This window comes from Devosia sp. LC5, assembly GCF_000735585.1.
Lineage (GTDB): Bacteria > Pseudomonadota > Alphaproteobacteria > Rhizobiales > Devosiaceae > Devosia.
On sequence record NZ_JNNO01000001.1, the window covers coordinates 304,630 to 319,782 of the forward strand.

The 15,153-nt window shown below is 61.3% G+C and carries 12 protein-coding genes; 4 read left to right on the forward strand and 8 right to left on the reverse strand.

The window, feature by feature from the left end:
• Position 1 precedes the first annotated feature (1 nt).
• From FF80_RS01465 to FF80_RS01485, 6 genes are all read right to left on the reverse strand, one after another.
• Entirely contained in the window at positions 2-1,222 is a 1,221-nt protein-coding gene (locus FF80_RS01465; RefSeq protein WP_035096954.1) for a cysteine desulfurase, read from the reverse strand.
• A 146-nt stretch (positions 1,223-1,368) separates the two neighbouring features.
• Positions 1,369-2,577, reverse strand: coding sequence for a Fe-S cluster assembly protein SufD (gene sufD, locus FF80_RS01470; protein WP_052153039.1), 1,209 nt, complete (start codon positions 2,575-2,577; stop codon positions 1,369-1,371).
• 2 nt (positions 2,578-2,579) lie between these two features.
• On the reverse strand, positions 2,580-3,329 hold the full coding sequence (gene sufC / locus FF80_RS01475) for a Fe-S cluster assembly ATPase SufC (RefSeq protein WP_035097067.1): 750 nt from the start codon (positions 3,327-3,329) through the stop codon (positions 2,580-2,582).
• 72 nt (positions 3,330-3,401) lie between these two features.
• Positions 3,402-3,557 carry a hypothetical protein gene (locus FF80_RS21780; RefSeq protein WP_160172774.1) on the reverse strand — a complete coding sequence of 52 codons (156 nt, stop codon included), beginning with the start codon at positions 3,555-3,557 and terminating at the stop codon, positions 3,402-3,404.
• Entirely contained in the window at positions 3,557-5,059 is a 1,503-nt protein-coding gene (gene sufB, locus FF80_RS01480; protein WP_113120291.1) for a Fe-S cluster assembly protein SufB, read from the reverse strand. Before sufB ends, FF80_RS21780 begins: the two co-directional genes overlap by 1 nt.
• Before the next feature lie 69 nt (positions 5,060-5,128).
• Positions 5,129-6,277, reverse strand: a complete 1,149-nt coding sequence (locus FF80_RS01485; RefSeq protein WP_035096955.1) for an aminotransferase class V-fold PLP-dependent enzyme — start codon at positions 6,275-6,277, stop codon at positions 5,129-5,131.
• A gap of 288 nt (positions 6,278-6,565) precedes the next feature.
• On the opposite strand from FF80_RS01485, the gene FF80_RS01490 reads away from it, so the two are divergent.
• A complete protein-coding gene (locus tag FF80_RS01490; protein WP_035096956.1) occupies positions 6,566-7,228 on the forward strand; it encodes an alpha/beta hydrolase in 663 nt (220 codons plus the stop codon).
• A 132-nt stretch (positions 7,229-7,360) separates the two neighbouring features.
• Positions 7,361-8,611 carry a tyrosine--tRNA ligase gene (tyrS, locus tag FF80_RS01495; protein WP_035096957.1) on the forward strand — a complete coding sequence of 417 codons (1,251 nt, stop codon included), beginning with the start codon at positions 7,361-7,363 and terminating at the stop codon, positions 8,609-8,611.
• Between the two features lie 48 nt (positions 8,612-8,659).
• Here the strand turns inward: tyrS and FF80_RS01500 are convergent, their stop codons facing one another.
• Positions 8,660-12,076, reverse strand: coding sequence for an AsmA-like C-terminal domain-containing protein (locus FF80_RS01500; RefSeq protein ID WP_035096958.1), 3,417 nt, complete (start codon positions 12,074-12,076; stop codon positions 8,660-8,662).
• A 212-nt stretch (positions 12,077-12,288) separates the two neighbouring features.
• Here FF80_RS01500 and FF80_RS01505 point away from each other — a divergent pair, with 212 nt between their 5' ends.
• Positions 12,289-12,768 (forward strand): peroxiredoxin, encoded by a 480-nt coding sequence (locus tag FF80_RS01505; protein WP_035096959.1) that lies wholly within the window; start codon positions 12,289-12,291, stop codon positions 12,766-12,768.
• Between the two features lie 75 nt (positions 12,769-12,843).
• Positions 12,844-13,986: a M23 family metallopeptidase gene (locus FF80_RS20775; RefSeq protein WP_052153040.1), complete on the forward strand. Its 1,143-nt coding sequence runs from the start codon at positions 12,844-12,846 to the stop codon at positions 13,984-13,986.
• Between the two features lie 17 nt (positions 13,987-14,003).
• Here FF80_RS20775 and prfB read toward each other — a convergent pair.
• Positions 14,004-15,129, reverse strand: a protein-coding gene (prfB, locus tag FF80_RS01515; RefSeq protein WP_152558220.1) for a peptide chain release factor 2 whose coding sequence is annotated in 2 segments (ribosomal slippage) — positions 14,004-15,059 and positions 15,061-15,129 — 1,125 coding nt in all. Because the reading frame shifts where the segments join, the coding sequence is not laid out codon by codon here.
• Positions 15,130-15,153 lie beyond the last annotated feature (24 nt).

Below are 15,153 nucleotides of genomic sequence, written 5' to 3' on the forward strand. Positions count from 1 at the left end.
ATCAGGCAAAAAATTTCTGGGCGCGTTCGATGCCGTCCACCAGCGCGTCCACGTCATCCTTGCCGTTATATAGGGCGAAGGAGGCGCGGCAGGTAGAGGTGACACCGAAACGTTTGAGCAATGGCATGGCGCAATGCGTGCCGGCACGCACGGCAATGCCGTAACGGTCCAGAATCGTCGCCATGTCGTGGGCGTGGGCGCCCTTGACCTCGAAAGAGAAAATGCCGCCCTTGCCCGGCGCCGTGCCGATCAGGCGCAGCGAATTGATCCGGCTCAGCCGTTCATGGGCATAGGTGGCCACATCGGCTTCATGCGCGGCAATGGCGTCGCGGCCCAGATCGTCCACATATTTGATCGCCGCACCCAGCCCGATGGCTTGCACGATGGGCGGAGTGCCGGCCTCGAAGCGATGCGGCGGTTCGTTATAGGTTACCGTTTCCATGGTCACCACATCGATCATTTCGCCGCCGCCCTGATAGGGCTGCATCTCGGCGAGCAGGTCGTACTTGCCATAGAGCACGCCGATGCCGGTGGGGCCATAGAGCTTATGGCCGGTCATGACGTAGAAATCGGCATCGAGATCGCGGACATCAACCTTGGTGTGAACCGCGCCCTGGCTGCCATCGACCAGCACGGGAATGCCGCGCGCATGGGCGATGGCGATCACGTCCTTGATCGGCGTAACCGTGCCCAGCACGTTGCTCATATGCGTAACTGTAACGATACGGGTGCGATCGGTCAGCGCGGCCTCGAAGGCATCGATATCAAAGCTGCCATCGTCGCGCACATCGACCCATTTGATCACCGCGCCCTTGCGTTCGCGGTGGAAATGCCAGGGTACGATATTGGAGTGGTGCTCCATGATCGTGGTGACGATTTCATCGCCTTCGCTGATGCGCGGACAGGCAAAGGACGAGGCCACCAGGTTAATCGCCTCGGTGGCCGAGCGGGTGAAGATGATCTCTTCGGGCCGGCCTGCATTGAGGAAATGCTGCACTGCATGGCGGCCACCCTCATAGGCTTCCGTCGCGCGGTTGGCGAGCGTATGCAGGCCCCGGTGGACATTGGCGTATTCGTGCCGGAAGGCATAATCCATCCGGTCCAGCACCTGCACCGGCTTCTGGGCCGATGCGCCGCTATCGAGATAGACCAGCCGATTGCCGTGAATCTGTTCCGACAGAATCGGAAAATCAGCGCGGACTTTTTCGAGATCGAAGGTCATTTGTTCTCTTCCTTACCTCTCCCTCTGGGGGAGAGGTCGACCGTCTTCGGTCGGGTGAGGGGGCCTTCCCCCTGCACCGAGTCTGGCAAGGCCCCCTCACCCGGCGCTACGCGCCGACCTCTCCCCCAAGGGAAAGGTGCAGGGAGTCACTTCCCCAACAGCCAGCCGTCGATGACACTGCGCAGAGCTTCGCCCAGCGCTTCGTCCTCAATCGGGTCAACCAGTTCCTCAAGGAAACCGCGCACCAGCATGGTTTCGGCCTCGGCCTTCGGAATGCCGCGGCTGACCAGATAGAACAGGGAATCCGCATCGAGCTTGCCGCAGGTCGAGCCATGGCCGCAGACGACGTCGTCGGCATAGATTTCGAGCTCGGGCTTGCTGAGGATTTCAGCTTCGTCCGACAGCATCAGGCCCTGATGCATAAACTTGGCATCGGTCTTCTGCGCATCGCGCGCCACGACGAGCCGCCCCTGGACGATTGCCTTGCCGTGGCCGCGCGCAATCGACTTGAACAGCGGCTGCGACGTGGTGTGCGGCACCGCGTGGGTCGCATCCATCGTGATGTCGTTATGCTGCCCATCCGACACCAGGTTGAGCCCGGTAATGTCGCCATGGGCGCCCGCGCCCTCGTAGCGCGGGAAGAGCTGCGTGCGGCTCAGGCCCGAACCGGCATGGATCACGAGCGTCCGCAGCTTGGCGCCGTCGGCCAGGTGATATTCATTGGTCGCGAAATGCGAGCTCGCGCGGCCCGACAGATCGACCGTGATGTGGGTCACCACCGCATCCTTGCCCAGCGCCATATAGGTAGCGTGGTTATTGACGTGGGCGGCGTCCGAACCCGAGAAGGTTTCCAGAATCGTCGCCGAGGCGCCGTCCGCCACGAAAACCTTGACCGAGTCAGCCACATGGGCGGCCTCGCCCTCGCTGCGATGGTCGATCTGGATCACCGGATCGACGCTGTTTTCCAGCGTCAGGGTCAGGCTGTTGCGGACCAAAGCCGTATTGAGATGCACCAGAACGTCGTCGCGGGTGGAGAGGGCCGAGCCCTCAGCCGAGCCCACGATAACGCCGGCCGGAGCCGTGGTGCCGCTCTGCACGACGCCATTGGCGATCATCAGCTGATAGGCACCGGCAACGCGCAGCGCGGGTGCGCTGGCCTCATTGGCGGCCTCGGCCAGAGGCGGGACCGCCTTCAGCAGCATTTTGAGGTCGGTATAGTGATAGCTCTCGACGCGCCGCGTGGGCAGGCCGGCAACGCTGATGCGTTCCGCATCCGCTGCGGCGCCAACGCTCTTGAGCTGCGCGATCAGGGTTTCTTCGGCTGCGTTGAGCCGGACTGGCATGGTTTGACGCATGATCAGGCCGCCGCGCCGTCGAAGTCGGCATAGCCCTTGGCTTCAAGCTGCAAGGCGAGGTCCTTATCGCCGCTTTCCACGATCCGGCCGTCCGAGAACACATGCACCACGTCGGGCACAATGTGGTTCAGCAGGCGCTGATAGTGGGTGATGACCAGCATGGAACGATTGGCAGCGCGCAGCGCGTTGACGCCCTTGGAGACGACCTGCAGCGCATCGATGTCGAGCCCGGAATCGGTCTCGTCGAGGATGCACATCTTGGGGGCCAGCAAAGCCATCTGCAGCACCTCGGCGCGCTTCTTCTCGCCGCCGGAGAAGCCGACATTGAGCGGACGCTTCAGCATATCGGTGTCGATATTCAGATCGGTGCCGGCAGTCTTGACCGCACGCATGAAGTCGGGCGTCGAGAGTTCCCCCTCGCCGCGCGCCTTGCGCTGGGCATTCATCGCAGCCTTGAGGAAGGTCATGGTAGCGACGCCGGGGATTTCGATGGGGTACTGGAAGGCCAGGAACAGGCCGGCAGCAGCGCGTTCGGACGGCTCCATATCCAGCAGGTTCTCGCCATCGAGCAGCACTTCGCCCTCGGTGATCTCGTAGTCTTCCTTGCCGGCGAGCACATAGCTCAGCGTCGACTTGCCCGAACCGTTGCGGCCCATCACGGCATGCACCTGGCCGGGCGGAATGATCAGGTTCACGCCCTTGAGGATTTCACGATCTTCGATGCGCGCGTGCAGGTTACGGATTTCAAGAATTGGGGTGGTCATAGTATATTTCTCCGAAGATCGGTGGCGCCAAGCGCCGAATGAGTAAAAGCGGAGGACTGGCTACTTCTTGCGGTTCTGTCTGATGACTTGAAAGGCCAGAATTGAGAACACGAGAGTGCCGAGCACCAGCTCCAGCAGGTTCGTCGTCGCGAAAGTCATGGCACTCACGCCAATCACCACAATCGCTATAACGGTGAACCAATCGCCGCTGCGCATTATCCCACGCTGCCTTCCAGCGAGATCGAGATCAGCTTCTGCGTTTCGACCATGAATTCCATGGGCAGGTGCTGCAGCACGTCGCGCACGAAGCCGTTGACGATCAGCGCCACAGCTTCTTCCTCGTTGAGGCCGCGCTGCTGGCAATAGAACATCTGGTCATCGGAAATCTTGGACGTGGTCGCCTCGTGCTCGAACACGGCTGTACCGTTGCGGCTCTCGATATAGGGCACCGTATGGGCGCCGCATTTGTCGCCGATCAGCAAGCTGTCGCACTGGGTGAAGTTACGGGCGTTCTTGGCCTTGGCGTGAGCCGAGACCTGGCCGCGATAGGTATTGTCCGAGAAGCCGGCCGCGATACCCTTGGCGATGATGCGGCTGGACGTGTTCTTGCCCAGATGGATCATCTTGGTGCCGCTATCGACCTGCTGGTAGCCGTTCGAAATGGCGATCGAATAGAATTCGCCACGCGAACCATCGCCGCGCAGGATGCAGCTCGGATATTTCCAGGTGATGGCCGAACCGGTTTCCACCTGGGTCCAGGAAATCTTGGAATTGTCGCCGCGGCAATCGCCGCGCTTGGTGACGAAATTGTAGATGCCGCCCTTGCCGTCCTTGTCGCCGGGATACCAGTTCTGGACGGTGGAATACTTGATCTCGGCGTTTTCGAGCGCAACCAGCTCGACCACTGCGGCGTGCAACTGGTTTTCGTCGCGCATCGGGGCCGTGCAGCCTTCGAGGTAGCTCACGTATGAGTCAGCTTCGGCGATGATCAGCGTGCGCTCGAACTGGCCGGTCTTCTTCTCGTTGATGCGGAAATAGGTCGACAACTCCATCGGGCAACGCACGCCCTTGGGGATGTAGACAAAGGACCCATCGGTGAAGACGGCTGAATTCAGCGTCGCATAATAATTGTCCGAAACCGGCACGACCGAGGCCAGGTACTTCTGCACCAGCTCGGAATGCTCGCGGATGGCTTCCGAGATCGAGCAGAAGATGATGCCGACCTTGGCCAATTCCTCGCGGAAGGTGGTGACCACGGACACCGAGTCCATTACCGCATCGACCGCGACCTTGGGGCGTTCGACGCCAGCCAGGATTTCACGCTCCTTGAGCGGCACGCCCAGCTTGTCATACATGGCGATCAGCGCCGGATCGACCTCGTCCAGGCTCTTGGGCGCCGGCGTCGACTTGGGCGCGGCGTAGAAATACATGTCCTGCAGATCGATCTGCGGATAATGCACCTTGGCCCAGGTCGGCTCATTCATGGTCAGCCAACGGCGATAGGCTTCGAGGCGCCAATCGAGCATCCACTGGGGCTCGTTCTTCTTGGCCGAGATGAAGCGGACGGTATCTTCGCTCAGGCCTTTGGGGGCCATGTCGGATTCGATATCGGTCTCGAAACCGTATTTGTACTTGTCGACATCGAGCGAGCGCACCGAGTCCACGGTGGCGCGATCAATGTTTTCCTTGAGCGTCGGGATATCGTCGTAATCCGCCATGATTGGCTTCTCCTATTTGCCCGACAGGCGATTCAAGGTCGCCGCGAGCCGTCAAAAACTGTTGCGGCCTCAGGCCGCTTGCCCCTGCCGGGCGCGATGGCGCGACAGGATGGATTGGTAACCGGCGAGGAACGCATCGATATCCTCTGCCGTCGAGGACCAGCCGAGGCTGACCCGCAGGGCGCATTCTGCCAGCTCGGGCTTAACGCCCATGGCGGCCAGCACATGGCTGGGGCCGACCTTGCCGGACGAACAGGCCGAACCCGAGGAGACGGAAAGCCCCGCCAGGTCCAGGCCCATCATGGCCGTGGTATTCTTGATGCCCGGCACTGCGAAATTGGTGACATTACCAAGCCGCTCGACGCCGAAAATCACCGCATCGTCCGCCATAGCCTTCAAGCCTGCTTCCAGCCGATCAATCAAGCCCGCAACATCCGCGGCACCATAGCGGCTCGCAAAAACCGCCGAAGCCGCGCCGAATGCAGCGATCAGGGCCGCCGGTTCAGTGCCACCGCGCCGCCCCTGCTCCTGCCCGCCACCGGGAATGAGCCGGACAACATCGGCATGCGACTTGACCAGCAGCGCGCCAATACCGGCCGGCGCGCCGATCTTGTGGCCGCTGATAGCCATCATATCGGGTGCCGAGGCGGCAAATTCGAGGGGGAGCTTGCCAAAGGCCTGCACCGCATCGATGAACAGTGTGTGACGCGTCGGGCCGACCAGGGCATTGATCCGCCCGATCGGCTGGACCACGCCGGTTTCATTATTCACCCAATGGAAGGCGACGAGGAAGGTGCGTCCATTGACATCGGCGTCGGCCAGCATGGCGGCCAGTTGATCGAGATCAATGCTGCCATCGGCCAAAAGCCCGATGGTCCGCACCGGCAGGCCAGTCGCGTCGGCCGCCTTGGCGACCGCTGCATGCTCGCCCGCACTAATAATAATAGCGTCGCTGCCGAAAACCTTGGCGCCGCCGACAATAGCCTGGGTGATGGCCTCAGTGGCCGAGCTGGTAAAAACCACCTGCTTGTGTTCGGCGCCGGCCAGAGCCGCCACCTGCGCGCGGGCGGTGTCCAGGATATGGCGCAGTGCGCGGCCGTGACCATGCACGGATGATGGATTGCCAGTAAGATCGAGCGCAGCAAGCAGCGCCGTCCGCGCTTCGGGCAGAAGCGGAGACGAGGCATTGTGATCGAGATAGATCGCCGCTCGCGTCATCGAATTCTCATCGGCGCATGCGCGCCGCTCATGGCTTCCATGCCTAGCCTCGGGGCACCGATATGCCGCCGAATCCAAACACTTCTTGAAATTTGCCGCCCAACTTCATTACAAGGGGCGCTCTCACAGGCCGCTTTGCGGCCAAAAACCAAGTTTCGAATAATTCTAAACTGGATTTTTCGACCCATGTTTTAGGCAGCAAGGCGCGCTTAGTCAAGCCGCAGTGCCGCCGGATCGACGGTTGGAAATACCACGCCAACAGAGCCGAATGGCCGGAAGAACAAGACCATGCCAGAAGTGATTTTCAACGGGCCCGAGGGCCGTCTGGAAGGCCGCTACCAGCCGGGCAAGGAGCCGAACGCTCCCATTGCCATCGTGTTGCACCCCCACCCGCAATTCGGTGGGACGATGAACAACCAGATCGTCTACAATCTCTTCTATATGTTCGCCGAACGCGGCTTTGCCGTGCTGCGCTTCAATTCGCGCGGCGTCGGCCGCAGCCAGGGCATGTTCGACCACGGCATTGGTGAACTCTCCGATGCTGCCGCAGCGCTCGATTGGCTGCAGATCATCAACCGCGAAAGCCGCGGCTGCTGGATCGCCGGTTTTTCCTTCGGCGCCTGGATCGGCATGCAGCTTTTGATGCGCCGGCCGGAAGTCGAAGGCTTCATCTCCGTCGCTCCGCCGGAAAACCTCTATGACTTCTCGTTCCTGGCCCCCTGCCCCTCCTCGGGCCTGATCATCCATGGCGACAAGGACCGCGTGGCTCCGCCCACCTCGGTGCAGAAGCTGGTGGACAAGCTCAAGACCCAGAAGGGCATCACCATCGAACAGCAGATCGTTGAGGGCGCGAACCACTTCTTCGAGGGCAAGATCGATGATCTGACCACCCGTTGCGCCGACTATCTCGACCGTCGCCGGCTGGAGATCGCCGCCGGCGGCGGGCGCTAAATAGCGGCGCGAACACTACGATCCGTTGGAGGGACCTCATCCTGAGCCTGTCGAAGGACGAGGTCCCGTATGCACCGACCTCGTGGTTCGACAAGCTCACCATGAGGTCTCCGTAACCTCAGTGGCTGTCACATGACCAAATTCAAATCCGATTTCCTGCGCGTCCTCGACGAACGCGGCTTCATTCACCAGATTTCCGATCCCGAAGGCCTCGATGCGCTCGCCCTCAAGGGCCCGATCACCGGCTATGTCGGCTATGACGCGACGGCGACCTCGATCCATATCGGCAATCTGATCACCGTCACCATGCTCTACTGGTTGCAGGAAACCGGCCACAAGGCGATCAGCCTGATGGGCGGCGGCACCTCCATGGTGGGCGATCCGTCGTTCCGCGACGATCAACGCAAGCTCCTGACCGTCGAGCAGATCGACACCAATATCGCCAGCATCAAGAAGGTCTACAGCAATATATTGAACTATGAGGGCTCCAATCCGGCCATCATGGTCAACAATGCCGATTGGCTGCTCAAGCTCAACTATGTCGAATTCCTGCGCGATGTGGGCCGCCATTTCTCGGTCAACCGCATGCTCAGCTTTGACTCGGTCAAGCTGCGGCTCGACCGCGAACAGTCGCTGAGCTTCCTCGAATTCAACTACATGATCATGCAGGGTTACGACTTCACCGAGCTGAACCGGCGCTATGGTACTGTGCTGCAGATGGGCGGCTCGGACCAGTGGGGCAACATCATCAATGGTGTCGACCTCAACCACCGCATGGGCGGCGAGCAGCTCTATGCGCTGACCACCCCGCTACTGACCAAGGCCTCGGGCGAGAAGATGGGCAAGTCGGCCTCCGGCGCCGTCTGGCTCAATGGCGACCTCTTTAGTCCCTATGATTTCTGGCAATATTTCCGCAACACGGAAGACGCCGATGTCGGCAAGTTCCTCAAGATCTTCACCCGCCTGCCGCTGAGCGAAATCGCCAAGCTCGAAGCCCTCGGTGGCAACGAGATCAACGAGGCCAAGAAGGTGCTGGCAACCGAAGTCACCGCCATCGTACATGGCCGCAACGCCGCCGAAGAAGCTGCGCATACCGCTCGCGCGACCTTCGAGGCTGGTTCGATCGATCTGTCGCTGCCGACTGCAACGGTGTCGCATGCCGAACTGGCAACCGGACTGGGCATTCTCGCCGCGCTCGTGACTGCCGGTCTGGCCGGATCGAATGGCGAGGCCCGCCGCCACATCCAGTCGGGTGCGGTGCGGGTCAATGACGCGGTGATCGAGGACGACAAGCTCAGCATCGGCGACAATGCGCTGCTGCCCGAAGGCGTCATCAAGCTCTCGGTCGGCAAGAAGCGCCACGCACTGATCAAGCCGGTCTAAATCGACCCAGGTAACGTTTAAAAGGCGCCCCCCTCTCGGGCGCCTTTCTCATTCCACGCGCGGCTGTTCATTGGCGCGGAATTCGAAGAGCTCGCGCAACGCGCCCGGCGCCAGGGCGGATAGTGGATTGATGCGGAACACCGGGCTGGATAGCGCCCCGGTGACCGAGAACGTCACCCCGAGCAGCCCTTCGCCATCGCGGCCGCCCAGCAGCGGGCCGAGCAGCGGGATTTTCTGGAATGCGCTGTTGAGCCCGAACAGGGGCACATAGGTTCCCGTCAGGTCATATTGGCGCTGGTTGGTATAGATGAAGCCGCGCAGCGTGCCGCCGACCGTGCTGCCGGTCAGCACGGCATTGGACACTTCGACACGGTCCGAGCGGCGCACGAAGTCCACCTTGGCACTGTCGAAATCGAGCCGGTTCTGCTTGGCGATGGCAGCGCGGGAATCCGAATGATTTCCCAACACCTGGGCAACATTGGCCTCATCGACAACCGCGAAATGGCGCATCAGCAATTGCCCCACATCCATCTTCTGGGCGCTGAACGTGTTGAGTACCAGGCTGCCTTCCCCACCGGCCAGCTGCGAATAGACCCCCAGCAGGCGCAATATGGTCCCCGCATCGTTGAAGGCCACCGACATGGTGCGGCCATCGGGCGTCGGATTGGTCGTCACCGACACGGCATTACCGTCGCTGAACTGCGCCGTCAGATTGGCCCGTCGCAGATCGGTGCCGCGTAACAGCAGGTCCAGGTTCATGTTGAAGGCGGTGGTGGCGTAATAGCCAAGCGCGCGGTCCAGCCGCACGTCGAGGGCGATGGTCTGGGTAAAGGTGGATTGCACGCCGCCCGTGCCCTCGCCCAGCCCGAAGAATTGCTTGAGCATGGGCTTGAGATCAAGTTGGGCGCCGCGAATCTGCACGGAATACCCACCTTCGCGGGGGGCGAGCGCCAATTGCGCATTGTCGCCCGGGCTCAGTGCGAAGCGGTCAAAATTCGCCGATTCCAGTCCCTCGGTAGCGTGATATCTGATCCCGCCCTGCAAATGCACCGAGCCAAATGCCAGATCGACCCCGCTCAGTTCGGTACGCTCGCCATCCTGCTTCACATTGGCATGCAGTGTGCCGGCCGTGCCCGCCGCTTTGGTGACGCCGATATCCTTGAAAGTCAGCCGCGCATCCTGCAAATCGGCCGCAATCTGGATCGACCCGTCCGCCATGGGCTGACCGACAACGCGCACGCTGCCGCCGAAGAACTGGGAGGCATCAAAACCCATTGCCTTGAGGTCTTCGGCGCTGACAACCGAGGACAACCGGAAGGCCGGCTCGGTCTCAAGCGTGCCCAATATCTCGACACCGGCTTTCATGCCATCGATCTCGGCCGTACCGCCGACCTGATAGCCCGCCTGCGACGCGCTGAAGGCAAGCTGGCCATTACTGATTCTATGGCTCTTGATTGGCTGCGAGCTGGCGAAGTCTGCAACCGTGCCATTCAGCACATAATCCACATTCATCGCCCGCCCGCTTTCCTCATTGGGCAGCTTGACGGTTACGACCAATCCGGCATCGACATTACCTTGCAGGGAATCCAGATCCAGCGGCAGCGGCGTGTTCTGGATGGCCTGCGGCTGCTGCTCGCGGGTCAATGCCAGCAGGGCCGGGATAGAACCCTCCAGATCGCCCGAGACCTCGATAATGCTCTCGCTCGGCACCGAATTGTCCATGACAAGCGCCGGGTTGGTCACCTTGAGGGGCCCCGACGCGGTCTCGATCTGGCCACCGCCGGCCGAAATGGTGACATTGCTGTCGTCGATCTGCAGGCGCGTATTGCCCTGTAGTGTGATCGGCGCCATCTTGGCCGTGGGGGTAACGGTCACCCCCTCGCCAACCATATCGATCTGCATGGCATCCTTGGGGATAGCCTTGTCCTCGCCCTCAAGCGCCAGCGTACCGACCGGAAATCTGAACCGCATCCGGGCGTTCGTGATCGTGCCATCGGTCACATTGGCGACAAACCAGTCACGGCTTTCCGTGCCCATGACATAAGGCCAGAGCCGTTTGGCATCGTCAGCGCTGACGCCCTGCCCGGTGAGCGTCAGGTCAATGCCCAGGCCCTTCTGCAGCATGTCGAACCGGCCCGTGGTCTCCACGCTGGCTTCGCCCTTGCGGGCGATCAGCCGGTCAATACCGAGCGCCCCATAAAGTGGCGCCGACCAGCCGGAAAATTCCATGCTGTCGAATGGCTCCGCCGGCGCGTCCATGTCATCGGGCTGGATACGAACGTCGGTTGCCTTGAGCGCGATACCGGTGGTCGGGCCGAATTTTGGATCGAGTCCAAGGCCGAAAACGCCCGAGACGCGGGCCGAGCTCTTGCCGATCTGCAACGCACTGTCCTGCAGCGTAAACTGCCCTTTTTCCGGCGCCCAGCTGATGTCGAGGATCGAGCTGGCGATCGGGAAATAGGCGTCGGCGATGCGCAGATCGAGCCCCGTCAGATCGATCTTGAACGCGCCGTCGATCAGCTTGCCACCCGCCGGCTGGAACCGCACGTCGATCGACAGTGCACCGGCGCCACGGATGGCGGCAAGGCTGGTGGCATCATCGATGAAAGGCAGAAAGGCCGCGAAGTCGATATTGGTGACATCGGCCTCAAGCCGCGAGCCGCCCTCATCATCAACCGTGCGCGACAGGCTACCCGTCATGGTGCGCCCGCCTAGTGTGGCGGAGAATTTGCCATTGGTATTGCGCCGGTCCGGCGTCGGACCAATTTCAAGATTGATATGCTCGAACTGCCGGAACAGGCCATAGACGGTGTCGCTCATATCCACCGTGCCGTCGCGGATGACGAGCTTGGAGAACCGCCCCTGGGCAGCGTGCTCGACAATATCGGCAATGCCTTGCTCGCTGGTTTCCAGATTGTAGATCAGCCAATCATTGTCCGAGCGCATCTGCTGCGGCTGGGCCGCCCCGCTCAGATCAATGCCGCGCTGGGAAATATCGACCGCAGGAAACGCATCCTCGCCTTCCTTGACCTGCACAGTCGGCGGGCCGCCATTGGGATCATCGAGCAGATCAAAGCTGGTGACGCGCGGCCCGAACAGGTCCTGCACCACCTGCACATGCGGGCGCACCAGCGTTATCGTCGCGCCGGGTTGGCCGAATATCGCACGGGCTGGCGAAAAGCCGATCTCCAGCGCCTCAATCGAGATATTGGCGCCGCTTTTGGTGTCGGTCAGTTGAACGGGCGAGAACTGAATCACCGGCCAGACGCCATTTTCGAGCGCCAGCGCCATCTGCCCAAGCTGCAGATTTGAGGTGGATGGCATGGTCGATTGCGCGAAGGCCCGCACGGCGTCGCCGCCGAATGGCAGGCGGATGGGGGTGATCAGCAGGACGAGATAAAGCAGCAGCGACAGAACGGCGGGAATACCAAGACCCCACACGCAGACTTTGGCTGCATGGCGCACGGGATGCCGTCCGCTTGTCGCAGACGATAAAGTTGGCGTGTCTGCGGGTAAGGTTGACGCGCTCACTTGCTTCCAGATCGAAACTCGGCCGGTATCTGCTGGCACCCCTGAGAATCAACCGCAGAATGCGGTCTAGTGCCAGATGATACCGGCTGTAATATGGCGCCGACACCTCCAATAGCATCCAGCCCGAAAAGCCAGGAACTATCGCGATGACCGAACTGCAAGAGGGCGACCTCGCACCAACTTTCACTTTGCCGCTGGATGATGGCTCGACCTTTGATCTGGCGAGCCATCGCGGCAAGCCTGTTGTGCTCTACTTCTATCCAGAAGACGACTCGGGCGGGTGCGTCAACGAAAACCAGGAGTTTTCGGCGCTCTCCCCCGAATTCGCCAGGCGTGGAGCGGTTTTAGCCGGCATTTCGCCCGATGACTTGGCCAGCCACACCAAGTTCCGCGCCAAGTACGGGCTGGTGGTTCCGCTGGTGGCCGACCCCGAACACAAGGCCATTGAGCCATTTGGCCTGTGGAAGCTCAAAAAGCTCTATGGCCGCGAATTCATGGGCCTGATCCGCACGTCCTTTATTATCGGCGCCGATGGCAAGGTGGCGCGGATTATTCGAGCCACCCGCATTGCCGGCCATGCGCAGAAAATGCTCGACGCGCTGGATGCCCATTTGGCCGCAAAATAGCGTAGCTTTTGCCTTTATTAACCATGCGCAGCCATACTTTACTCACCATGTTGTTGGTGTCGCGAGGTATGTTGCGTGCGTTATTCAGCCAGTTTTGGCGGTCCCGCCACCGCGCCAGCGCCGACGCGCCAGGGTATTCGCCCGGCCCTGTTTTACGGCATGTTCGCCACCCTGCTCTGCGCCAATGCGCTGACCGCCACTGCATTCCTCTTTTCCAACGACATCGCTAAGCTCTGGAACCGCCAGAACGATCAGGTCGTGGCTGCCTATGAGGATCGCATTGCCCAATTGCGCGTCGAGGTGGATCGGCTGCATTCGCGCAGCTATGCCCAGGCGGGCGATATCAATCTGCAATTGCAGGAACTGTCCCAGCAGCAGGAAGTGCTGATCGAGCAGCATCAGCTGGTCAAGGTGCTGGTCGACAAGGCCGGCCAATTGGGCATCGATAGCGCCGCCCTGCCCTCGCCGCCCGGCGCTCCGGCCAGTGCGCCCCTGGCGATGAGCAGCGGCAATGCCGAGATCGACGCGACCGCCAGTGCGATTACCCAGATGATGGGCGAGACCCAGTTTGCCATGACCTCGATTGCCGAAACGGCAACGGAGCGAACCCGCAATATCGTGGCGGAGCTGTCGGGCCTGGGCATTCGCGTTACCCTGCCCGAGGATGATCTGGATGGCGTCGGCGGCCCGTTATTGGCCGCCGTGGATGGCGCCGAAGCCTCGCCCATGATCGACGATGCCAATGCGGTAATGGCCGCGCTGGTGCGCTACAAGGCCGCCCGCGACAGCATCGACACCGCCCCGATCCACCTCCCGATATCAGGCAACTTCCGGCAGAGCTCAGGCTTCGGCAATCGCACCGATCCGTTCACCGGAAGGCGGGCGTTTCATTCCGGCATGGACTTTGCGGCCACAACCGGGACTACGGTACTAAGCGCCGGCGCCGGTGTTGTCAGCTTTGTCGGCGTCAAATCGGGCTATGGCAAAGTGGTGGAAGTCACCCACGCCAATGGCCTGATCAGCCGCTATGGGCATCTTTCGGGTTTTCTGAGTGAAGTCGGGCAGCGGGTGAATACCGGCACCCCGATTGCCAAGGTCGGTTCGACCGGCCGCTCGACCGGCCCGCACCTGCATTTCGAGGTGCGGAAGGACAATGTTGCCATCAATCCCAAGAAATTCCTTGAGGCCGGAAAGCGCCTGGCGGCCCTGTTGGGCTAGGCCGCCAAGCTGTTCGGTTATTCGGCTTCCGCCACGTCCGTTGCGACACCGACGCGCTGCGCCAATGCGGCTTCCATGAACTCGTCCAGGTCACCATCCAGCACGACTGAAGGCTGACCGCTTTCGACGCCGGTCCGCATGTCCTTGACCATCTGGTAGGGCTGCAGCACGTAGGAACGGATCTGGTGGCCCCAGCCGATATCGGTCTTGCTGGCCGCCTGGGCGTTGGCCGCTTCTTCGCGCTTCTGCAATTCGGCCTCATAGAGACGCGATTTCAGCATGGCCATGGCCGTCGCACGGTTCTTGTGCTGGCTACGCTCCTGCTGGCAGGCCACGATGATGCCTGAGGGCACGTGGGTGATGCGGATGGCCGAGTCGGTAGTGTTGACGTGCTGCCCACCGGCGCCGGAAGCGCGATAGGTATCGACCTTGAGATCGGATTCGCGGATTTCGATGTCGATGCTGTCATCGACCACCGGATAGACCCAGCAGCTCGAAAAGCTGGTATGCCGCCGCGCGGCCGAGTCATAGGGGCTGATGCGCACCAGGCGATGCACGCCACTCTCGGTCTTGAGCCAGCCATAGGCATTGTGGCCCTTGACCAGAATAGTCGCGGATTTGATGCCGGCTTCTTCGCCGTCATGCATTTCCATGACCTCGACCTTCATCTTCCGGCGTTCAGCCCAGCGGGTATACATGCGCAGCAGCATGTTGGCCCAATCCTGGCTTTCGGTGCCGCCAGCACCCGAATGGATTTCGACATAGCAGTCATTGGCGTCGACTTCGCCCGATAGCAGCGTCTCGATCTGGCGGCGGCGGGCCGTCTGCTTGAGCTCGATCAGCGCGTCTTCGGCGTCCTTGACGATAGCGGCGTCGCCTTCGGCTTCGCCCATTTCGATCAGCTCGACATTGTCGCGAATACCAGCTTCAAGCTCGCGCACCGCTTTGACGGCCACGTCGAGTTCGTCGCGCTCGCGCATCGCGGCGCGGGCCTTTTCCGGATCATTCCAGAATTCGGGAGATTCGGTTTGCGCGTTCAGCGCGTCGAGACGGACTTCTGCAGTATCCCAGTCAAAGATGCCTCCTCAGCAGGGTCAGAACCTGCTCGATTTCGGCGACGGTCTTTTCGATTTCCGCACGCATGGTCTATTCCTTCAAAACTGGCGC